Source organism: Scytonema millei VB511283 (assembly GCF_000817735.3).
In the GTDB taxonomy this organism is placed as follows: domain Bacteria; phylum Cyanobacteriota; class Cyanobacteriia; order Cyanobacteriales; family Chroococcidiopsidaceae; genus Chroococcidiopsis; species Chroococcidiopsis millei_B.
Window position 1 is genome coordinate 118379 of sequence record NZ_JTJC03000002.1, and the last position, 21896, is coordinate 140274.

Annotated in this window: 19 protein-coding genes and 1 pseudogene; 8 read left to right on the forward strand and 12 right to left on the reverse strand. The window is 44.1% G+C overall.

Annotation, left to right across the window (positions count from 1 at the left end):
* Positions 1–212: 212 nt before the first annotated feature.
* Both QH73_RS08190 and QH73_RS08195 read right to left on the reverse strand, forming a co-directional pair.
* The gene (locus QH73_RS08190) at positions 213–2270 is read right to left on the reverse strand and encodes a sensor histidine kinase (protein ID WP_132866822.1); all 2058 of its coding nucleotides are present in this window, start codon (positions 2268–2270) and stop codon (positions 213–215) included.
* Positions 2271–2278: 8 nt separating this feature from the next.
* A pseudogene (locus tag QH73_RS08195) lies at positions 2279–2827 on the reverse strand (YdeI/OmpD-associated family protein).
* 167 nt (positions 2828–2994) lie between these two features.
* Here QH73_RS08195 and QH73_RS08200 point away from each other — a divergent pair.
* The 3 genes from QH73_RS08200 (at position 2995) to QH73_RS08210 (ending at position 6005) form a co-directional block, all read left to right on the forward strand.
* The gene (locus QH73_RS08200; RefSeq protein ID WP_039716808.1) at positions 2995–3219 is read left to right on the forward strand and encodes a hypothetical protein; all 225 of its coding nucleotides are present in this window, start codon (positions 2995–2997) and stop codon (positions 3217–3219) included.
* Between the two features lie 38 nt (positions 3220–3257).
* Entirely contained in the window at positions 3258–5432 is a 2175-nt protein-coding gene (gene ppk1 / locus QH73_RS08205) for a polyphosphate kinase 1 (RefSeq protein WP_039716807.1), read from the forward strand.
* Positions 5433–5594: 162 nt separating this feature from the next.
* Positions 5595–6005: a response regulator transcription factor gene (locus tag QH73_RS08210; protein ID WP_039716806.1), complete on the forward strand. Its 411-nt coding sequence runs from the start codon at positions 5595–5597 to the stop codon at positions 6003–6005.
* A 114-nt stretch (positions 6006–6119) separates the two neighbouring features.
* Here QH73_RS08210 and QH73_RS08215 read toward each other — a convergent pair whose 3' ends face one another.
* The 4 genes from QH73_RS08215 to nfi all read right to left on the reverse strand — a co-directional run bounded on the left by QH73_RS08215 (position 6120) and on the right by nfi (position 9938).
* Positions 6120–6302, reverse strand: coding sequence for a hypothetical protein (locus tag QH73_RS08215; protein ID WP_039716805.1), 183 nt, complete (start codon positions 6300–6302; stop codon positions 6120–6122).
* Between the two features lie 79 nt (positions 6303–6381).
* A complete protein-coding gene (locus QH73_RS08220; protein ID WP_039716804.1) occupies positions 6382–6891 on the reverse strand; it encodes a hypothetical protein in 510 nt (169 codons plus the stop codon).
* Between the two features lie 104 nt (positions 6892–6995).
* A complete protein-coding gene (locus QH73_RS08225; RefSeq protein WP_039716803.1) occupies positions 6996–9143 on the reverse strand; it encodes a cation:proton antiporter in 2148 nt (715 codons plus the stop codon).
* Positions 9144–9269: 126 nt separating this feature from the next.
* The gene (gene nfi / locus QH73_RS08230; protein ID WP_039716802.1) at positions 9270–9938 is read right to left on the reverse strand and encodes a deoxyribonuclease V; all 669 of its coding nucleotides are present in this window, start codon (positions 9936–9938) and stop codon (positions 9270–9272) included.
* Between the two features lie 250 nt (positions 9939–10188).
* Here nfi and QH73_RS08235 point away from each other — a divergent pair, with 250 nt between their 5' ends.
* A complete protein-coding gene (locus QH73_RS08235) occupies positions 10189–11007 on the forward strand; it encodes a prohibitin family protein (RefSeq protein ID WP_039716801.1) in 819 nt (272 codons plus the stop codon).
* A gap of 543 nt (positions 11008–11550) precedes the next feature.
* Entirely contained in the window at positions 11551–12423 is an 873-nt protein-coding gene (locus QH73_RS08240; RefSeq protein WP_039716800.1) for a sulfurtransferase, read from the forward strand.
* 106 nt (positions 12424–12529) lie between these two features.
* Here QH73_RS08240 and QH73_RS08245 read toward each other — a convergent pair whose 3' ends face one another.
* Positions 12530–13015, reverse strand: a complete 486-nt coding sequence (locus tag QH73_RS08245; RefSeq protein WP_236146972.1) for a gamma-glutamylcyclotransferase — start codon at positions 13013–13015, stop codon at positions 12530–12532.
* Between the two features lie 332 nt (positions 13016–13347).
* The gene (gene sbcC, locus QH73_RS08250) at positions 13348–16374 is read right to left on the reverse strand and encodes an exonuclease subunit SbcC (RefSeq protein WP_039716798.1); all 3027 of its coding nucleotides are present in this window, start codon (positions 16372–16374) and stop codon (positions 13348–13350) included.
* A gap of 413 nt (positions 16375–16787) precedes the next feature.
* Here sbcC and QH73_RS08255 point away from each other — a divergent pair, with 413 nt between their 5' ends.
* From QH73_RS08255 to QH73_RS08265, 3 genes are all read left to right on the forward strand, one after another.
* Complete coding sequence (locus tag QH73_RS08255) at positions 16788–17426, forward strand: DJ-1/PfpI family protein (protein ID WP_052290189.1); 639 nt, start codon at positions 16788–16790, stop codon at positions 17424–17426.
* A 440-nt stretch (positions 17427–17866) separates the two neighbouring features.
* Positions 17867–18808, forward strand: coding sequence for an ABC transporter ATP-binding protein (locus QH73_RS08260; RefSeq protein WP_039716797.1), 942 nt, complete (start codon positions 17867–17869; stop codon positions 18806–18808).
* Between the two features lie 25 nt (positions 18809–18833).
* Positions 18834–18971 carry a hypothetical protein gene (locus tag QH73_RS08265; RefSeq protein ID WP_165587642.1) on the forward strand — a complete coding sequence of 46 codons (138 nt, stop codon included), beginning with the start codon at positions 18834–18836 and terminating at the stop codon, positions 18969–18971.
* Positions 18972–18994: 23 nt separating this feature from the next.
* Here the strand turns inward: QH73_RS08265 and lysS are convergent, their stop codons facing one another.
* Genes lysS through QH73_RS08285 form a run of 4 tightly spaced genes read right to left on the reverse strand, consistent with a single transcriptional unit; the run spans position 18995 to position 21815 of the window.
* Positions 18995–20500, reverse strand: a complete 1506-nt coding sequence (gene lysS / locus QH73_RS08270; protein ID WP_039716796.1) for a lysine--tRNA ligase — start codon at positions 20498–20500, stop codon at positions 18995–18997.
* 2 nt (positions 20501–20502) lie between these two features.
* Positions 20503–20646 (reverse strand): hypothetical protein, encoded by a 144-nt coding sequence (locus QH73_RS08275; protein WP_165587643.1) that lies wholly within the window; start codon positions 20644–20646, stop codon positions 20503–20505.
* A 3-nt stretch (positions 20647–20649) separates the two neighbouring features.
* On the reverse strand, positions 20650–21624 hold the full coding sequence (locus tag QH73_RS08280; protein WP_039716795.1) for a M48 family metallopeptidase: 975 nt from the start codon (positions 21622–21624) through the stop codon (positions 20650–20652).
* A 44-nt stretch (positions 21625–21668) separates the two neighbouring features.
* Positions 21669–21815: a hypothetical protein gene (locus tag QH73_RS08285; protein WP_165587644.1), complete on the reverse strand. Its 147-nt coding sequence runs from the start codon at positions 21813–21815 to the stop codon at positions 21669–21671.
* Positions 21816–21896 lie beyond the last annotated feature (81 nt).

Genomic DNA, 21896 nt, shown 5'->3' on the forward strand with positions numbered 1-21896 from the left:
CCACACTTAGGCAAGCTTTGTAAAACTTCATTTAACGTTAGAAAAAAAACCTATAAAAAATACGCTCTTACTAGCTGAGCCAAGGAGTAGTGGCGATCGTACAGCAGAAAGCAGGGCAACAGTTACCAAGTCACAAGTCACAAGTCAGAATTCAACCCTACACCCTACACCCTACACCCCACACCCCATTCTTCACTGATAACTGTTAACTGTTAACTGACCAGAGGAATCGCAACAATAAATTTAGTTCCCATACCAACTTGAGTTTCAAACCAAATTTCTCCCTGGTGAGTTTCGACAGCTTTTTTTACAATTGCTAATCCTAAACCCGTTCCCGCAATATTGCCTACATTTGTAGCACGATGAAACGAGTCAAATAAATTCTCCCGGTCTGAGGCAGGAATGCCAATGCCTCGATCGCGAACTTGAAAGATAATTTGGTTTGGCTCCCAGATCAAATCAAAATTAACTTCAGTTGCACTTGGAGAATATTTAATTGCATTGGATAGTAAATTAGTTAAAATGTGTCGCAATAGTTTTTCATCTAGCCGTACGATTTCTGCTTTTCCTTGAGAATGAAATACAATTTCATGGGTTTTTGTTATGAGTTGAACTTCTTCAACCAAACTCCGACACCACTGAAATAAATCTATTGGAGTGACTTGACATTCGAGTTTTCCCGCTTCGGCTTTACCCATCACTAGCACGTCATTTAATAGAGATGTCATGTGCTTAACCTGAGTTTGAATTCGCTGTAAATGATGGCGCTTTTTCTCTTCGTGCCAAATTGCACCGTAGTCTTCGAGTAGTTCGGCAGAGGATAAAATTGCCGTTAAAGGGGTGCGAAATTCGTGAAAAGTCATGCTGACGAAACGAGATTTAAGTTCGCTCAGCTCTTTTTCTTTCACCAAAGCTTGCTCGACTTCTAAATTTTTCGTAGTAATTTCAGTAAAAGATATTTGTAATTGAGCTGCCATTCGATTAAATGAGTCAGAGAGTACAGCTAGTTCGTCAATGTTTTCTACAGATTGACGGTTCAAATTAGTATGCGTAAACTCTCCGATCGCAGCTTGTTGCGCTAATACCTGACTGGCTCGACTTAAGCGTCGAATTGGAATTGTAATCCAGCGAGATGTAAGCGTACTCAATGCAGTTGTGATAATTAAAGCTGTCAAACATAACACGGCTGTCGTGCGGTTATTATCGTGAATGTCTTGCATGAAATCTGATTCAGGCAAGACGATCGCTATTAACCAATTCAAGCCATAGTTATCTTTCCAAGGTTTAATGCAAACAAATTGCCGCACTCCTTTAATTTTTAGCTCGAAATGTTGTTCGGTTTGAATTCCGTTTAGATTGTTGAATTTTTTGAGCAAAAACTCTGTAGTTTGTTTGATTACTGGATCGGAACTATCGACTGCATGTATTCTTCGTGCTTGGCGATCGACGATCGCAAACGGTCGATCGGAACTAGAACTAGCTACTAATAAACCATTCTGTTCGATAATGAAAATTTGTTCCGACGAACTGACTGGCAATTCATGTAAATAATCGCTAATTTGTGACAGAATCAGATCGACTCCAATCACGCCAATAAATTTCTGTTGGCGATCGCGTACGGGATAGCTAGAAGAAATTGATAAAACTTCGGGTTTATCTCGCCATTGATAAATCGAACTCCACACGGGTTTACCTGCTTTGGCTGCATCAGCATACCAACCCTCCTGTTGCACTGGTTCAATATGACCAATAATTTTCTTTAAACTTTGGCGATTTCCTCGATTGTCTGTGGTGTAAATAGATTGGCGACTAGGTGCTGTTTTCAGAGTTTCATTGATGAGTAAATGACCGTTATTGAGACGTTCCACACCAATAAATTCACCTTGGATGTTGGCATAGTTAATATAACCAACATTGAATACCTGCATTTGTTTCCAGAAGTAATGTCCGGTGCGCTCGAAGTCTTTTAAATCGAGCAAACCTAATTCAACTGCATCTAAATTGATTTGATTAATTTGTTTGGGAATTGCAAAGTAAGCAGAGAGACGATCTTGAATGCGATCGCCAGCTTTATCTATTAAGCGATCGGCAAGGCGATCGACTGCTTGCTGACCGTTTTTGAAAGAAAAATAGCCAACTAATCCAACTGTTGCCATAATATGCAGCATAAACGGCACTGCCAATACTAACTGCATAGGCATTCTTCTAGATGCTGGATGAGATAGTTCGTTTGTGGTTCTCTGCCACCCAAAGTATGAAAGCAGTTTCATGGATAAAATTATGCTAGTTCTAGCTTATTATTCCCCATGTCATCTGGACGTTTTGCACTAGCTATCCAAAATAATATATTCTTTTTTACCGTGTTACTAAAAGCTGCAAAGTATTTGTTAGCAACTTCATTTTCTGCGAGTGCTTGCTGTAAGTCTATTGGAACAATTAATTCTTCAATAGCATCTAAAGTATTCCACGAACCGTCTTGTTTTGCTGCTATAATTTGTGCTAAACCAGCTTCAGTCATTAAATCTTGTTTTGTCAATTCTTGAATATATTGCTTATTTAATTTTGACCATACACTTTTTGGTTTTCGAGGTGTAAATATTTGTCGGTAGCATTCTTTATCTAAAGATTGTACTTTACTATCAATCCAGCCAAAGCATAGAGCTTCTTTTACTGCTTCACTATATCAAATACTAGGCTTACCACTTTTGACTCTATAGTAGATTAGCCAAATACCATTAGAGCTATTATGGTCTTTTTCTAACCATTCTCGCCAAGCTTAACGGTCTTTTTCATAAAGGGTTTCCATTTCGCGATCGAAGTTTGGCATGTATTTGGTATCTCCCATAAATAAAAACCGAGCGCAAAAAAATATAAAAAAACTATGCAGTTAAAAGTTTAATAAAATAATTGCATAAAAGCGATCGCCTCTACGCACTACCATCTCAACAGAGTTAAAAATTTATTACCATTTGGTTAAATTACAATTAAAATCTTATGAATAGTGAAGAACTAGCGCGCTACATCGAAAACACAGATGGTATAACTAAACCCTGGCTGCTACTGCAATTGCGCCTGAAGAAGCTACAAGAACGATCGCACCTACTCACCCCAGAGGAATATGCTAAAGAGTTGGCAGACATACACCAAGGATTGATGAATCTGGGAGAATGGTGGCGGGGGATAGAGGACGAGGCGTTCGGAGTTGACTATCCTCTGTAGAGTAGCACCACCATTCTAGCTTTGCAGCCAAAACTTCTATGCCTAGAACTAAAAAAACAACCACTACAAAAGAAATTGCTACTGAAATTCATCTCACAGATCCGCAGTACTACTTCAACCGCGAGTTAAGCTGGTTGGAGTTTAATAATAGAGTTTTACATGAAGCTTGCGACCCACGATCGCCTTTACTAGAACGATTGAAGTTCTTGGCAATCTTCAGCTCTAACTTAGACGAATTCTTTATGGTGCGGGTAGCAGCTTTACGCCAGCAACTAGCTGCTAAAGTCAGCAAACTCAGTCCTGACGGACGCACCCCAGAAGAACAGCTAGAAGCAATTGCTCAACGCCTGCGTCCCTTGGTATCGCAACAACACCGCCATTTCGAGCAAGTCCTCAGACCTGCCTTAGCCCGAGAGGGAATCTATATTTTAGATTACATGGACTTGAACCAGGAACAGCGGACGTACCTGGAACATTACTTTGACGAACAAATATTTCCCGTCCTCACCCCTCTAGCTGTAGATCCGAGTCACCCCTTTCCCCACATTTCCAACCTCAGCTTGAATTTAGCCGTGGTGATGAAAAATCCAGTGACGGAAGAAGAATTATTTGCACGGGTGAAAGTGCCAAAAGTCTTACCGCGATTTTTGCCGCTTCCAGAAGAACTGCGGGTACAACACCATGACAAACCCGCGCATTGGACGGGAGTACCTCTAGAACAAGCGATCGCCCATAACTTAGAATCCTTGTTTCCAGGGATGAATATTTTAGAATATCACCTGTTTCGGATTACCCGCGACGCTGACATAGAACTGGAAGAGGACGAAGCCGACGATTTATTATTGGCGATCGAACAAGAACTGCGCAAGCGCCGTATTGGTGGATCGACAGTCCGACTGGAAATTCAGTCTCAAATGCCAGACTTGGTACGTAATAGACTGTTACGAGAACTCGATTTAGAAGAAAGAGCAGTTTACGAAATTGATGGCATATTGGGACTAGGAGATTTAATGTCATTTATGGCATTACCGCTACCAGAACTGAAAGATCCGCCTTGGAAATCCGTCGTTCCTCCACGCTTGCAACGCCTCAGTCCTGCTTTAGCAGATACCGAAGAAGGAACCGATTTTTTCAGCCTGATTCGAGAAAAGGATGCTTTAGTTCATCACCCATATCATTCTTTTTCCTCCACCGTACTGCGGTTTATTAGTAGTGCCGCTCACGACCCGGATGTTTTAGCGATTAAAATGACGCTGTATCGCACCTCTGGCGATTCCCCTATTCTTAACGCTTTGATCGCCGCCGCTGAAAACGGTAAACAAGTTGCAGTTTTAATGGAACTCAAAGCGCGGTTTGACGAAGAGAATAACATTTACTGGGCGCGACGGTTAGAAAAAGCTGGAGTTCACGTAGTCTATGGCGTTGTCGGATTGAAAACTCACTCGAAAATCGTTATGGTCGTGCGGCGGGAAACAGATCGCATCCGACGTTACGTCCATATCGGCACGGGTAACTATAATCCCAAAACAGCCAGAATTTATACTGATATGGGACTGTTTAGCTGTCGGGAGGAATTGGGAGCCGATCTGACAGACTTATTTAATTACTTAACTGGATATTCGCGCCAACAATCATATCGCAAGCTATTGGTTGCACCAGTTAATTTGCGCGATCGCATGGTGGCTTTAATTCAGCGCGAAATCGAGTGCTGTAGAAATGGTGGTACTGGTCGGATCGTAGCGAAGATGAATGCTTTGGTCGATCCGCAAATTATTGCTACCCTCTACGAAGCCTCTCGCGCTGGCGTGCAAATCGATTTAATTATTCGAGGAATGTGCTGTTTGCTACCTGGACTTAAGGAAGTAAGCGAGAATATTCGTGTTATAAGTATCGTTGGGCGCTTTTTAGAACACTCCCGTATTTTCTATTTCCACAACAATGGGGAAGAAGAGATTTATATCGGCAGTGCTGATTGGATGCCACGCAATCTCGATCGCAGGGTTGAGGCTGTCACCCCAATTGACGATCGCCATCTTGCCAAAGATTTACAAGAAATTCTCGGAGTCATGCTTGCCGATAATCGCCAAGCTTGGGACTTACAGCCTGACGGACATTACATTCAGCGCCGTCCTGCCGCTAATACTCCCCAATCGAGTTCTCAGAAAATATTTATGGAAATGGCTCTCAACCCAGGAACAACAAGCGAGCAGTGAGTAGCGATCGACAACTAACAACCAACAACTATCAACCATTAACTATCAATAGTCCTCCCTACATTCCATCGTAAGGCAGAGGTGACTTTACCTCGAACAAAAATATACTGTGAAAATCAATAGTATACGCTCGTCCGTCCTGGTAATCTTATTCGGTTTAAAATGCTGATGTTATCTTGCGAACCTTCCATTGTCAGAGTCTTGGTTGTAGACGATCACGAACTTACTCGTCTCACTCTGAAGCTAGCGATCGCTCACCAGGAAAATTTAGAACTAGTAGGATTAGCCAGTAACGGCAAAGAAGCTATAGAAATGACGCAGCGCTTTCATCCAGATGCGGTTGTGCTTGACTTGCAAATGCCAGTTATGGATGGTTGGAGTGCCGCTGCCAAGATTAAAGATATGCAGCCAGAGACTCAAATTATTGCCTATTCTTCTGTAGAAGATCCAAAACTTCACGATCGTCAAGCAATTGCCTGCTTTGATGCAGTTTGTAGGAAAGATATTGCCACTCCAGAATTGATGAATATTATTAAAGAATTAAAACAACAACAAGAAATAAATCGCTCGTAAACAATGGTTTGAACAAGATGAGTTCGTAGTGGGCAATACGATTTGTTAGCACTGGAAAGCGATTCTAGAAATCGGCTTCCGGTGCTTTTCCTTTAGAGCGCAGGAAATAATAGATTAGTTAGTCGCGTTGTCAGGAAAAGTGCGCTTAAATTCATCAAGTAAGTCGTCCATTTCTTCTAAAGCTTGATTGACATCTATTCTTAGCGTGCCTAAGTTAGGTTGTTCTAACAAGCGCAACAATGATTCGCGTTTTTCTTCAAGTACGACAATTCTTGCTTTCAAAGTTTCAATATCCATCGTTGAGTCCTTGTTTGATTCTGCCCTTATTGTAGTAGAAATCAAAAGTTAAAAGTCAAAAGTTATAACAGATCGCTGTTCACTCCTCACTATTATTGGATTCACCAGATTCTAGTCGTTTAGCAGTAAAGGCAATTTCTCTAGCTGTCTCACCTATGCTGAGTTTACCCGCAATCTTTTCTGGTTGAATCTGACTAGAAATCGCGATCGCATTTACAACTGCTGCTACAGGTCGGCGACAAATTGTCGCTAAAGGAACATTGCCAGTGAACTGCAAGGTGCGATCGCTTAGTTTTCCTGTGAGAGTCGGTCTTTTTTCTCCAACTCTAGCCTTGTGTGAGCTACTTTCTGCTAATAATAAAGACCCGTTTAAGTAAATACCAGATTGCTGTATGTCTAACACTAAGTTTGATAGCTCTAGACAATCAGGCAAATTTTGGTCGAGAGACAACAGATAACGTCCTTGAATTGATGGCTGTGCTTTCAGATTAGCCTCCCCGTAGGCAGAAACAACTTTAAACAACAGTAAAACCGAACCAATTGCAATACCGTAAAAAGCTAAAGATTTGAGGTTGAAGTGATTTTTCATGAACGATGGTAATTGTAATTGGTAATTGGATTGTAATTAGTAATTGGGTGGTGCGTGGTGCGTGAATCGCCTCTGGCTCCTGTTCGCTGATAACTGATAACTGTTCACTGATAACTGATAACATCAAGGTGAGAACTGACTTGACTGTGGCGACGGGCAATTAGCAGGGAAGATTGACACTGGATGGCTAATTCATCTGTATATCTGCCAAGAGTTTGTCGTTCGATTCCCCAGGCGCGACTCATGCCAACTATGGTTAAATCGACATGGGCTGATGCTTCTACGACTGCTAAAATCGGTTCGGAAGTTTCTTTTGGTTGAATTATAGAAATGCGATCGCGCATTTTCTGGGGCAGTTGTTGCATAACATTACGTAACTCGTAACTGAACTCGCTTGTTGCTGGTGTTGCTGGTGTTGCTTGCAGCACTGACAAAGATGCCGTGTCGCAATTCGCTAGCAGGCGCAGAGCCATGACTAACGCTAGGTCATCGTGAATATTGCCAATATAAGGCACTAGCAGCGATTCTAAGTTTTGTTTGCCGCGATCGATGTATACTGCTACGTCTACTGGAGCAAGACTGAGAATTTGACCGACACGTCCACCTAAACGATTGTTACTAAAAGCCGGACGATGCCAACCGACGACAATTAAACTAACGCTGTCAAGTTTGGCAATCTCGGTTGTAGCTCTAGCAACGTCGTTGCTGACGCGAACGATGGGATGAATTAGAGAACGAATTGACGGTGGTTCTAGAGTTTGGATCGATTCTTCTAGCTGTTGGTAGCGCTCTTGAATTAACCTGTCAGCGGCTTCTGGCGTACTTTGGAAGGCGTAGTCTTCTTCAATTTCGATCAAACTGAGCGGATGGACGATCGCAGCAGACGATTGCCCGCCAGCGATCGCTGCTGCTAATTGCAACAGTCCTTGTTGAGTACTGGGATTTGCTACTGGGACTAAAATTCTATACGCTGGAGTTACAGGCTCTATATCACCTGCTTGTTGTGGTTCTGGTTCTACCAAATCTAATTTAATCAGTCGTTTTGGATACGTCCATTCCAGCAATGGTGAGGTCATAAACGTTGTCACCAATGCCATAATCACCAACATGGTAAATAGTAAAGGCGAGATCACGCCTAGACTCAAACCAATGTTAAGGACGATCAACTCTGTCAAGCCACGGGTATTCATCAACCAACCCAAGGCTGATGCTTCCCGCTTATCGATGCCACTGACACGCGCCGCTACATAAGTACCGATGTACTTTCCCGCGATCGCCACTACTAGAACCAATAAACACAACAGCCATAATTCCGGGCGGTTGAGCAAACCAATTTGGGTTCTGATCCCGCTGTAGGCAAAAAAGACGGGGAGTAAAAAGATTAAAACGAAGTCTTCTGTCTTTTGGGCAATCTCCCGCACCAGATCGTGATCTTTGGGCATGACTGCACCGACTAAGAACGCCCCAAAAATCAAGTGAATGCCAATGACTTCGGTAATTAAAGCAGAGATCACCACCCCCATGTAAATGCAAGCTAAGAGAAATTGCGTCAAACGTCCGGTACGATGAAACAGTTTGGCAATATACCGTAAACACCAGCGCCCTGCTGTCACCATCAAGCCTATGTAGACGATCGCCGCGATAATTGTCGGAATAGCCTTGACAAAATCACCCTCTTTTGCGACTGCGATCGCCACTGCCAAAACGCACCAAGCCGTGACATCATCCACTGCCGCACACGTTAGCGCTAACGTACCCAAGCGCGATCGCTGCAAGTTATTCTCGGTAATAATCCGCGCTAAGACTGGAAATGCCGTAATTGACATTGCTGCGCCCAGAAACAGGGCAAAGGCAGTGAAGGAAACACTCCCATCAGATACTAAGGGATAAAGAATTATGGCTGAGAGCGTCCCCAAAGAAAAAGGCACTAAAATACTGACGTGAGAAGTAAGGATCGCTATATCTAACTGTCCGCTCAAGTATTTAGGATTTAGCTCTAAGCCAATTAAAAACATGAAAAAGATCAGTCCGATCTGAGACAGCACGTTTAGGTAAGGAAGCGTTTCAGATGGAAACAATGCTGCGGCAAGATCTGGGGCAATTAAACCAAATAGCGAGGGACCAAGCATAATTCCCGCAACGATTTCACCAATGACTAATGGTTGCTTGATCCAGCGACATCCCATTCCCACAATCCGCGAGAGTGCTATGACGATCAGCACTTCAATTAAAACGAGAATAACTGCGTGCATAACTTCCTCCAGCAGCAGATGCCCATATGATGATCTTTTAATCATCTCTGTAGTGTCAACCAATTTTAGATTTTGAATTTTAGATTTTGGATTAACTTTGCGATCGCAACTCAGTAGAGGCGCGGTTTACTGCTTTGCCGAGGCTAATTTGTCGGCAATGCGGGTAGTTTCTGGCAGACGATATTTTGGCGTACATTGCAAAACATAATCGATCGCAGTCATTAAGCTGACTCGATGCCCGCTAGAAATATATAGTGGTTTTGTCCCAGTTCTGGTTCTAAGCACTGCACCAATAGTTTCTCCTTTATCAGTTAATAGTTGCCAACTACCTCGTGCTGCTGGGACTTCTTGATGTTTGCCAATCAGTAAAGACTTGGCTACGCCTATAGTTGGTATATCCACAATTAGCCCTAAATGACAAGCGATCCCGAATCGGCGTGGATGGGCAATTCCTTGACCGTCACACAAGATAATGTCTGGTGTAATGTTAATTTTTTCCAAGGCATCAAGAACGGCAGGAACTTCCCGAAATGATAAGAATCCTGGGATATAGGGAAAACTTGTCGGACGACGCGCGATCGCTGTTTCTTGCAGTTGCAAACTCGGAAAGCTCAGCACGGCAACCGCAGCTCGACTTATCGTACCATTTGCCTCAAAACCCATATCTACGCCTGCAACATACCGTACCGGGGTCTGAATGCGATCTGTAGTAATAATTTCACCTCGTAATTTTTCTTGAATTGCGATCGCTTCTGCTGTAGTTAAAGCCCAAGTATGGCGTTGGTTAATTTTCATGAATCAGTTATCAGTTATCAGTTATCAGTTATCAGTTATCAGTTATCAGCGAATCGCGATCCAGGGATAGGCTTATCTTAAGATTTTTAGCAATTTTCCCCAGATTATATTATTTGAGTGCTTAATACAATTAAAGCTAAACAGTAGAAATTAGCAATGAATGATTGGTATTTAATAACTGAATTAATAAGTAGACAGCAACTTGACTTTTTACCTAACCACTAGCCACTAGCCACTAGCCACTAATTTTATGAGAAACAGCGATTATCTTAAAACAAGTTTACCTTTTGCTGGCGGGATCGTTCTATTGATCGTGGCATTTATCTTTCGCCCTTTTGCGATCGTTAATGCAGGAGAAAGAGGTGTAATGATGCAATTTGGCAAAGTTCAAGAGGGGATTTTAGATGAAGGATTGCACCTAATTATGCCTTTTGTCACCACAGTTAAAAATTTGAGCGTGCGGGTTCAGAAAAATAGTTTTAATGCTGATGCTGCTTCTAAAGACTTGCAAAAAGTTACCACGGAATTAGCTGTTAACTGGCACATCGATCCCGCGCAAGTCAATAAAATTTTTCAACGAGTCGGAGATGAAGAACGAATCGTTGACGGTATCATCACCCCAGCCGTCTCTGAAGTTCTCAAAGCGGCAACTGCAAAAAAAACTGCGGAAGAAATTATTACCAAAAGAACAGAATTGAAGGCAGAAATTGACGAGGCTCTAAAATCTCGTTTAGGAGATTATGGAGTCATGGTAGACGACGTTTCTCTAGTGAATTTTTCCTTCTCGCCAGAGTTTAGTAAAGCTATTGAGTCAAAACAAATTGCCGAACAAGAAGCCAAGCAAGCCGATTTTGTTGCCTTAAAAGCGACAAAAGAAGCACAAGCAGAAGTTAACCGCGCTAAAGGACAAGCAGAAGCGCAAAGATTGCAGCGACTCACTTTGACTCCAGAAATATTGCAAAAACAAGCAATTGAAAAATGGGATGGGCGTTTTCCTACAGTCATGAGCGGCAACAGTAGTCTACCTTTAATAAATATCAATCCTGCCGATCTAAATAATAAAAAATAATTACGAGCGATCGGTTGTTCAAGAGTGGCTGGTGGCTGGTGACTAGTGGTTGGAATATTTTCTAGCTACCAGCGTTGACTAGCCACCCTCTACTGATAACTGATAACTGTTACTTAAATGTTTCGCTTGCATTCATAATATCTCTTGTACTCTTAGTCTAAAATCTCTCAAGCGAGACACTTTTTATACAAATTTTTTTTGCTGAAGTGGCTGTAAGCTCTTACGCTAGTCATTTGTATTTAAAAATCACAGAAAAACATTTATACTTAACTTTCTTGTGTTCTACGTAAAATGAATGCCTATTCCTAAAGATATAAGCCAGCTGGTATAGTGAGACACTTTTTATTTGTGCTAACTACCTTAATACTAGTTAGTGGATAGAACGTTCTATTTAATAGCACCAGTCTTGGTGGAATGCATTAGTTACTGGGTGCGGGTGCTGACTGTTAAGCCCCGCTTGCCCATTTCACTTGACTGTGGTGCTTCAGAGTGAGTCCGTAAGTCCGTAAGATTGTCCAAATCAAATAGGAATAAGGCAAAACAATGAAACCGCTGATTTCCCCAGAAGAACTTGCGACTTTAGTGCAGCAGGAGCCAATAGCGATCGTTGACACTCGCGCTTCAGAAGAGTACGCAATTGCCCATGTTCCTGGTGCAGTCAATATTCGCGAGATTTTTACTTATTTAGCTGCCTCTACACCCGAAGGATTGAATAGCCTGCACGCGGAATTTGCCAAACTTTTAGGCGCAGCTGGTATTTCAGGTAGAGAAAAGATTGTCATCTACGAAGAGGCAATGAATAAAGGCTTTGGACAATCTTGTCGAGGATACTTTCTGCTGAAGTATTTTGGTTGTCAGCAAGTATCTGTATTGCATGGCGGTTATCAAGCTTGGTTAAAGATGGGGTTGCCGACAACTGCTGAAGTTCCTACACCAGAACCAACAACGTTTGTGATGGACATCGATCCGGCAATTATGGTGACTACAGAACAGATGTTGCAATCTTTGGACGACCCAGCCATTATCAAGTTAGACGTGCGCGATCGTGATGAGTGGATGGGTGACAGTTCTTCTCCCTATGGTGTAGATTTCTGCCCCCGCAAAGGTAGGATTCCCGGTGCGGTTTGGATTGAGTGGTATGACTTCATGGTTCCCAACGCTGAAATTCCTACATTTCGTTCTAAAGAAGAAATTTTAGCGATGTGCGAGAAGGTGGGCATTACTCCAGAGTCAACGGTATATGTCTACTGTTTTAAAGGTTCTCGCGCCTCCAACACCTTAATTGCCCTTCAAGAAGCGGGAATTAAAAACGTGAGAAACTATTTTGCTTCTTGGAATGAATGGTCTCGCGATCCATCTTTGCCAATTGAGACAGGCAAACCAGTTATCAGTTATCAGTTAACAGTTAACAGTTAATAGTTATTAGTGGCTAGTGACTGGTGACTGGTGACTAGAAAAGAGTTCAACCATTAGCTACTAACCACTAGCCACTAGCCACCAGCCACTCACCAATTACCAATTATTAATTATTAATTACCAATTGCCTTTGCAGTTGGTACATACGGTTGAATAATTGCCAGCAATACTGTTCTGATAAGCCGCAGGTCACTGCACCTCTGAGAACTACATCAAAATACCAGTCGTTCGGGGGCATTTCTGTTGTTAGTTTATTCACGACAACGTATGTCCTCACGCCTTTGTAGATACGTTCTCGGCTGTGGACGCTGATTCTTTCGTGACGATACCAATTTTCGGAGACTCCCTCACGGCGATCGAGGGCTTGGCTGAGGCGCTTTGGTAGCATGTACAATACCCCTTCTACACTGGCTGTTTCATCGGGGACGACATCCAATACACCAGAGTTTCGCAACGGAGAGTAAGAATAAAAGCCCAACCTGTAACCTTTGAGAGTCGCAGGACCGATCGCATATATGTGAGTTTTTTCACCGAGCGATCGCTTTAAATCTACCGGACACATACAAGAGCCGTAAGCAAAATAGTAAAACATCGGTTCGCGTTGATGTTGCTGACTCACATAAGCATTACCGATCGCGTTCTTACCGATAGTTTCATCAGTGCTTGCTACTTGCAACTGTCCTAGCCTGCTCATAAGCTCATGATATTACTTGCTATTAGCATCATCTTATCAGACTCTCTGGCTTAAAGCAACGTATCTTGATAGTCTAACCGTAGATTAGTCATCAGTTGTCAGTTATCAGTTATCGTAGGGGCGGGTTTAGCAAATAGATTGACAGTCAAAGCTATAAATTTTTGCTCAAAATCCGCCCGTACAAAAGTCAGTTATCAGTTAATTCTGACTTACGACTTACGACTTACGACTTACATTGACAAACTCAACTGCGAGCCATTTTGCGTTTTGACAACTTCGATCCGGGCTTGGAAAGCTTCTTTGAAATAGGGCATGTGCGTTACTGCGAGAATGCAGGAAAAGTCAGCCGCAATCGCGTTTACTGCGGCAATTAGGCGATCGCATCCTTCTTGGTCTTGCGTGCCAAAACCTTCATCGACGATCAACAATTGTAAAGATGCTCCTGCTCTTTGGGCTAACAATCTCGCTAGCGCTAGTCTAATGGCAAAGTTAATCCGAAATGCCTCGCCGCCAGAGTAAGTTTCGTAAGGTCTGGTTCCCCGTGCATCGGCAATTAAGATATCTAAGGTGTCGATCGTTTTGGCATTTTTTTTCGCCGCGCGTCCGCTACGTCCGGTTTTTTGAGTAATAAATTGGACGTGCAACTGGTTGGCAGACAGTCGCGCTAACAATTGATTGGTTTCGGCTTCGAGTTGAGGGAGTAGATTTTCAATCATCAGCGCTTGAATGCCATTTTTGCCAAACGCCTGCCCTAATTCTTGATAAACTCGCTGTTGCCGACGAGCGACTTGGAGCTGTTGCTGCTGTTGTTCGTGTTGAGCCTGCATCGCAGCTAATTGTTGAGATTGCTGCTGCAAGCGTCCTAACTGGCTGAGGCGATCGTCGAGTTGGCGGCGACGAAACGCCAATTGCGATTCTAAAGTTTGACTTTCCGTTGTCGTGTTGGGAGACTGTTCTAGTTTTTGAATTACTTCTTCAATCTGAACGGCAATAACTTGGCGTTCGGCGGTTCTGGCTTGTACTGCTGCCGCTAAATCACGCGATCGCTGCTCTAGTTGAGGATATTGTTCTTGAGCCGAGAGCAGTTGTTGATAGCTCAATTGCCATGCTTGGGCTTGTCGAATTGCCGTTCTGAGGGCGCTGTGTCGATCTGGATCGTAACCGATCCGATCAATCCGACTGGCGATCGCGGCGATTTGTTTGGCACATTCAGACTCAACTTGGTATTGCTCAATTTGCTGAGACAGATCGTCAATTTGCGTTCTCATCTCCGGTTGTCGGGCGATAATTTGTGCCTGTCGCTTTTGAGCATCTTTAATTTGTGCTTGTCGCACTTCTGCCCATCGTAATTTATCAACTTCGCTCCGCGCTAAAGCATGGCTTTCTTCGCTGTAGTTGAGTTGTTGAAGTTGGGAATTGAGTTGATTTAATTCTGTTTGTAAATCGGCGGCGTAGTCTCCCTGAGCTAGCGATCGCTCTAGGTGTTGTTTTTCTGCTGCAATTTGTTCCAAGCGACTTTGCAACTCATCGCTAGCAGATAGTTGCGCGATCACCTGTCCCCGTTGCTCTCGTAAAGCATCGTATTGGGTAAGTTTCTGCGCGACTTCCCGATATCGTCGTCGCAGTTCTTGAATTTCAGTTTCCGTGACTACCAGCTGTTCTCGGACAACTATAAATTGTTCTTCAGTATCCCTTTTCTGTTCTTTAGTTTTGTCTACCACGCGATTCCAATGATGTTCGTCCAAAGGACGCTCGCACAAGGGACACACCGCATCCGGTACGGAGAGCATCTGAATTTTTTGCTCGACTTCTCCTAATTGCTTTTCAAATTCTCGTTGTTGCTCTTGCAGGCGTTCGAGAAAATGGCGGCGTTCCTGTCCTTTTTCCCGTACCCGTTCGATATAGACTTTATCTTTCTCTAGCTGCTCGATTTGGACTGCTACTTCTGTCGCGGTTTGTTGTAACTGTGACTGAGTCGATTGCTGCTGGCTCAAGGTAATTTGTTGCGTTTCCAGTTCTTCTAGTTTCGCAGTTAACCGCGCTTGGACTTTATCAATTTGAGCTTGCAGGGTATTACGCCGCTGGATTAAAGGAGAGACTTGGAGTTGCAGCCGATCTAAATTTGCCAAGCGATCGCGGGCGGCGGCGAGTTGTAAGACTCCTGCTTCTACTTCCGCCGATTTGCTCAGAGCTTGTTGGGTTTCCTGTTCTTGCTGCTGTAAAATAACGAGTTGACCTTCAGCACGTTGTAATTGGCGCTGAAGTTCGTTAACTTGTTGTACGAGTTGCTGCTGTAATTGAGTCCGTTGTTGTTGGGCGTGGGTATATTCCTGAAATTTGGCGCTGAATTCTTCTTCCTGCCCCAAGAGATTTTGGTAATGTTGGTATCCGGCTTTAATTTCTGACTCTCGATCTAAAATCTCTGCTACAGCTGCCAGTTGAGACTCGATCGCTAAATGCTCTTGTTGGAGGCGATCGCGATCTGCCGTTAAATTTTGAGATTGCTGTTTGAGGAAACTTAATTGTTGTTCCCAGTTTTGTTGTTGGCTGCGGATGACTTGTAAGCTTTTGAGTTGAATCTCGTCAAAAGCTTGTTCTTGCTGCAACTGGTTGACTTGAGCTTCAATTTCTGCTAGCTGAGTGGCGATCGCTTCTTGCTGTTGTAATTGGGTGGCGATCGATTGCAAAGTCTGCTCTAGTTGATCGGCTTGAGCGCGAAAAGATTTCGACAGATCTTTTGCCCGTTCTTCTAGTTCGTCATAACGATGCAGTTTGAGTAACTCCGCCAAAATTTCTTTGCGCTCGTTTGGGCGCTTGAGCATGAATTCATCAGCTCGTCCCTGACGCAAGTAAGCTGAGTTAATAAATGTTTCGTAGTCCAGCTTAACGTGTTCTAAAATTAATGACTGAGTGGCTCGGACTCCCTTTTCAGTCAGCGAGCGAAAACCTTGTGGCGTTTCAACTTGAAACTCTAGGGAACTGCTTTGTCCTCGGTAACGGGTACGAATCACGCGATATTTGTGGCGATCGCTGTAAAACAGAAAATCAACCCGTACTTCTTTTGCTCCAGAATGAATGATATCATCTTCGGCGACAGCACGACTCTGACCCCAAACCGCCCAGGTAATCGCTTCCAGTAGAGACGATTTACCCGCGCCATTCGAGCCACATATACAGGCAATATGTAGTCCGCTAAAATCAAGAGTCGTCTCGCGATAACTGAGGAAGTTTTTGAGTATAAGTTGGACTGGAATCATTTAGGCTACTGCACCACACCCTCGATCTAGAAATAACAGTACAGATGCACTGTCACCTAGTTTATTGTAGTAAAAATTAGTCATTAGTAAGTCGTAAGTCGTAAGTCGTAAGTCGGAAATAACTGACAACTGATAACTGGTCACTGCTGGTTATTAGTTATCGGTTATGACACCAACCTACGTCTTATGTTGTAGTAAAAGCAAATACCTCATAGTTCATGACGATTAGAGAGATGCACAACTTGTTTTTACTTTACCTAAGTCAAGCACGCTAACAGATCGCGGATAATAAACGAAAAAAGCAGTCAGAAGTCACAAGTCAAAAGTCAAAAGTTAAAATTTGAGACCGATCGCTTGCCACGAAAGACAAATGACAAATGACCGATGACCGATGACAAAGGAGGACTAAACCAATGACGGCGAAAAAAATTTTGATGCTGGTTGGTGACTATGTAGAAGATTATGAAGTCATGGTTCCATTCCAGGCGCTACAGATGGTAGGGCATACAGTTCATGCTGTTTGTCCTGATAAAAAAGTTGGGGAAAAGGTACGCACGGCGATCCACGATTTTGAAGGCGACCAAACTTACAGCGAGAAGCCGGGACATAACTTTGCCTTAAATGCCTCCTTCGACGAGGTTAAAGCCGAAAACTACGACGCTTTAGTTATACCAGGTGGAAGAGCGCCAGAATATATCCGCCTCAATCAAAAAGTTTTGGATATCACACGCCACTTTGCCCAAACCAACAAACCAATTGCGGCAATTTGTCACGGCTTACAAGTCTTAGCAGCCGCCGATGTTTTACAAGGTAAGAGTTGCACTGCATACCCAGCCTGTGGACCCGATGTAATGAAGACTGGTGGTTTATACGTTCACATACCTCCAGATGAGGCAATGGTGGATGGAAATCTAGTTACAGCACCCGCATGGCTCGCTCATCCTAACTGGTTAGCAGAATTTCTCAAGTTGTTGGGAACCAAAATCGAGCATTTATCAGGGAGCAGGGAGCAGGGAACAGGGAGCAGGGAGCAGTTATCGAGTAAAAGTTAGTAGGTAAAAGTTGGGGATTCTAACTCTCACTAACAAAGTTAAAGAATGATTCTTAGTTCGTGGGAAGTGTCGATCGCGATTCTTGAATAGCAAAAATTGAGCAGTAACAGCGTTATTTATAGCCTCACAATGGAAAAAGCTCCTGGGAGTCTTGCCGTGTTTCGACCCCAAGAGCTTTTTCTTTAATACCACTCCTCACACACAACTTTAGTTTAGGCTACTCCTCTAGGGGAAAACAGTAGCGAGTGACACTTTGCAAATTGGTTATCAGTTATCAGTTATCAGCGATCGGTTAACCGTCAACCGTCTTCACGTAGCTTGCTTCCCCGAAGGGGTAGTGTAGCGCAGTGTTTACCGTCAACCGTCAACCGTCAACCAATGACCAATGACCAATGACCATTTTTACAGTACCCTAGAGCAGCACCATACAACAGCTTGACATGAGTGCTAATGCAATTCGGACTACTCAACTGTGTCGAAGTTTTGGTAGTGTCACGGCTTTGGACAACTTATCGCTGGAAGTCCCTCAAGGAATTGTGTTTGGCTTTTTGGGGGCGAATGGTTCTGGTAAAACTACGACAATTAGGCTTCTACTAGGAATTTTAGAGCCAACGGCTGGTCAAGCTGAAGTGCTGGGTTTTGATTGCCGTACCCATTCCCATGCTATTCGCCAGCGCACGGGTGCTTTGTTGGAACACCCAGGACTTTACGAACGACTCAGTGCAGAAGATAACTTAGAATTTTATGCCCGAGCTTGGCGCATTCCTACAGCCAAAAGGCGATCGCGGATTCAAGAATTACTTTCACACATGGGTTTGTGGCAGCGCCGCCATCAAAGAGTAGGAGAATGGAGTCGGGGCATGAAACAAAAACTCGCGATCGCTAGGGCGATGTTACATTCTCCCCCGTTAATCTTTCTCGACGAACCCACCATCGGACTCGATCCCGTCGCTGCTGCTGCTTTGCGCGACAACATTCAGGAAATGGTAGCGCGAGAAGGAGTGACAGTATTCTTAACGACTCATAACTTGGCAGAAGCCGAAAAATTGTGTCAGCAAGTCGGCGTGATTCGTCAAGGTAAACTTTTAGCAGTGGGACATCCCGATGAATTGCGATCGCAAGCTGGCAATCCCAAACTAGAAATTATCGGACGTGGATTTACAGCAAATGCGATCGATTGGTTAGAGTCTCAACCGCTCATTGCTGAGATTGACATTTCTAAAATTAACAATGAGAGCGATCGCTTAACTATTTCCCTACATCAATTCATCAGTGCTGCTCCCATCGTCAAAATGTTAGTCCAAGCTGGAGTAGAAGTAGAAGAAGTCCGCAAACTCAGCCCTACGCTGGAAGAGGTTTTCTTAAGCTTGATGGAACAGTAGAGGAGCGAGGAGTGAGGCGCGAGGAGTGAGGGGAAGAAGAGAGCTGAGGGAGCTGAGGAGGCTGAGGGAGCTGAGGGAGAGTCGCGGAGAAAGAAATTTAAAATCTCCTACACCCCACACCCCACACCCTACACCCGATTTACCACTAGCCACCAGCCACTAGCCACTGGTTCCACTAACCACTCCCTATTCACTCGCTTCTGGTTTGAGCAAAGGAAAGGCGATCGCATCCCGAATACTGGCACAATCAGTTAAGAGCATCACCAGGCGATCGATCCCGATGCCGACACCGCCCGTAGGTGGCAAGCCATACTCTAAAGCTGTGAGAAAGTCTTCGTCTACTCCGTGAGCTTCTAAATCTCCGGCTGCTTTACGGGCTGCTTGAGCTTCTAATCGCTGTCTTTGATCGATCGGATCGCTCAACTCAGAAAATCCGTTGGCGGTTTCGCGCCCAGCGACAAATAATTCAAATCGCTCTACTAAACCAGGTTTCGAGCGGTGAGGCTTGGAAAGCGGCGAAATTTCCACTGGATAATCAATAACATATGTAGGTTGAATCAGTGTTGCTTCACAAGTTTGTTCAAACGTCTCATTCAAGAGTTTGCCAATCGAAGCACATTCCTCAACCGCTTGAATTCCTGCTTGTTTCGCCGCCGCCTTTGCTTCGTCTAAACTTGAGAAAGCGTTGAAGTCTAACCCTGTTTTCTCCTGTACGAGAGCGTGCATCGTAACCCTGCGCCACGGGGGTGTGAGATCGATCGCCTCACCTTGATAAGTAATTTGCAGCGTGCCTAAGACTTCCTGCGTCACGGTAGTAATGATATTTTCTACCAATTGCATAACGTCGTGATAATCGGCGTAGGCTTGGTAAATTTCAATCGAAGTAAATTCTGGGTTGTGGCGGGTAGAAACGCCCTCGTTACGAAAAATTCGCCCCAATTCAAAGACTTTCTCAAATCCACCCACAACCAACCGCTTGAGATGAAGCTCTGTGGCAATCCGCAGATACAAATCTATCTCTAGGGTGTTGTGATGCGTGATGAAGGGACGAGCATCAGCCCCGCCTGCTTCTGCTTGTAGTACAGGAGTTTCAATTTCAATAAAACCCTGCTGCTCCAAAAAGCGGCGAATGCCTGCCGTAATTTGAGCGCGACGGCGAAAAGTTTGTCGGACTTCTGGATTGACGATTAAATCTACGTAGCGCTGACGATAGCGCTTAGCTACATCAGTCAAGCCATGCCACTTATCAGGTAAGGGAAGTAAAGATTTGGTAAGAATAGCGTATTGGTTAACAAAAACCGATAATTCGCCCTTTTCCGTGCGTTTGATCGTCCCTTTTGCGCCCAAGATGTCCCCTGCGTCTGTCAGTTGCTTCAGATGGTTGAAGGCATCTGAATCGATTTCTGCCATCGCAGTATCGATTCTTTTTTTATCTAGATATAACTGGATCGTGCCAGTCTCATCTTGCAAGCCGAAGAAAGCCAGTTTGCCAAAAACGCGGCGCGCGATGATTCTCCCTGCGATCGCTACTTCTATTTCTACCTCTTCCCCACTGGGTAAGTCGGCATACTTTTCTTGTAATTGAGCTGCATGGTGGGTAGATTCCCAACGATAAGCATAGGGGTTTAAACCCAACTGCCGCAACTGCTCGACTTTCTCTAACCGCGTGGCACGGATATCTTCTTCTGCCATGACTACTTTCCTAAAGGGAACGCACTGATAAAGGGACGCAATCTTTGATTATAAAGAATTTGTCCTTGGTAGTTGGTAGTTGACGGTTGACGGTTGACGGTTGACGGTTGACGGTTGACGCTCCTCTGCTCTCTTCTTCCCCTCACTCCTCACTCCTCACCCCTCTTCTTGATTCGATCGATCTCGCGTTGTAGTTCTTCAATTTGACGGCGTAAATCCTCTGTTGCGGCAGATGGGGATGATTCGGGTTGTACGTTAACTGCGTTTTGGGCAGGCGATCGCGAATAATTTCCTTGGCGAATTTGACCATATTCAGCAGAATTTGCCCATTGTTGCAGATAAGTTATCCGTTCTACCGCAAACGGGTGCGTCAGAAACAAATTTTGGGGAAAGTTATTGTAAAGCAAAAATTTATAAACTTGGTTCAAGCTATCTTGGTCGAGTTCTTGAAATCTTTCTGCTTGTCGGATAAACTCGTCTAAGCTGCATTCGTGACCGTACTGAATGCTACCTCCAGCTAGCTTCATCATCGTTTGCATGACTGGTTTAAGATCGTCCATCACCATCAAGGCTGCTCGATCGGCTGATAACTCGGCTTTCCGCTTCCATTCGTAGAAGGCAAATACCAATCCACTACTGACTAAATTTCCCAACCCTAGAGTTCTAGCTCCAATATAGTTAGCCGTGGAAATCACCCAAGTTGCCATTTGGATCAAAATTGTATGACCGCATTTGAGGTGACCTAATTCGTGTGCTATCACTGTGCGAATTTCTGTAGGAGTCAACAGATCCAACAGTCCAGTGTTGAGAACGATATTAGGCTCCTCCTGACCGAGAGCATAGGCATTGACGACGGGAGTTTGAGACACGAACAAAATAGGTTCTGGAGAAATATCCAAATCGCGAACGCATTCGCGAAAAATTTGGTAGAGGCTAGAATACTGGCGCGCTCCCACTTGAATGCTGTTGCCCATGTGATAGACCATTTGGGGGCGTTCGTAGAAAAATTTGATGAATTGTGTCGCTACCAAATCAAAACCTGGTAAACTCCGTAAGGCTTGTTCCGCTTGACGATCGAGCGGATGGCGAAAAGTTTCGCAAGAAATGTCTGGATAAGTTGGCATAGTAAGAAGTCAAAAGTTAAAAGTCAAAAGTCAAAACTGAGGAGTCAGGAGTCGAGGAAGAAAGCAGAGGAAGCTCCAGGTGCAGAGGGGCAGAGGGGCTTCAGGTGCAGAGGAGAAATATTACTACTCGCACCACTCACTACACTCCACACTTCCCACACTTCCCACACCACGCACCACTCACTCCTCACTCCTCGCTCCTCAAAAGTTAGTAAAATATAAAGACTCTGAGGGTTAAACCTCCAAGCCAGTCGTTGGAGAACAGACAACAA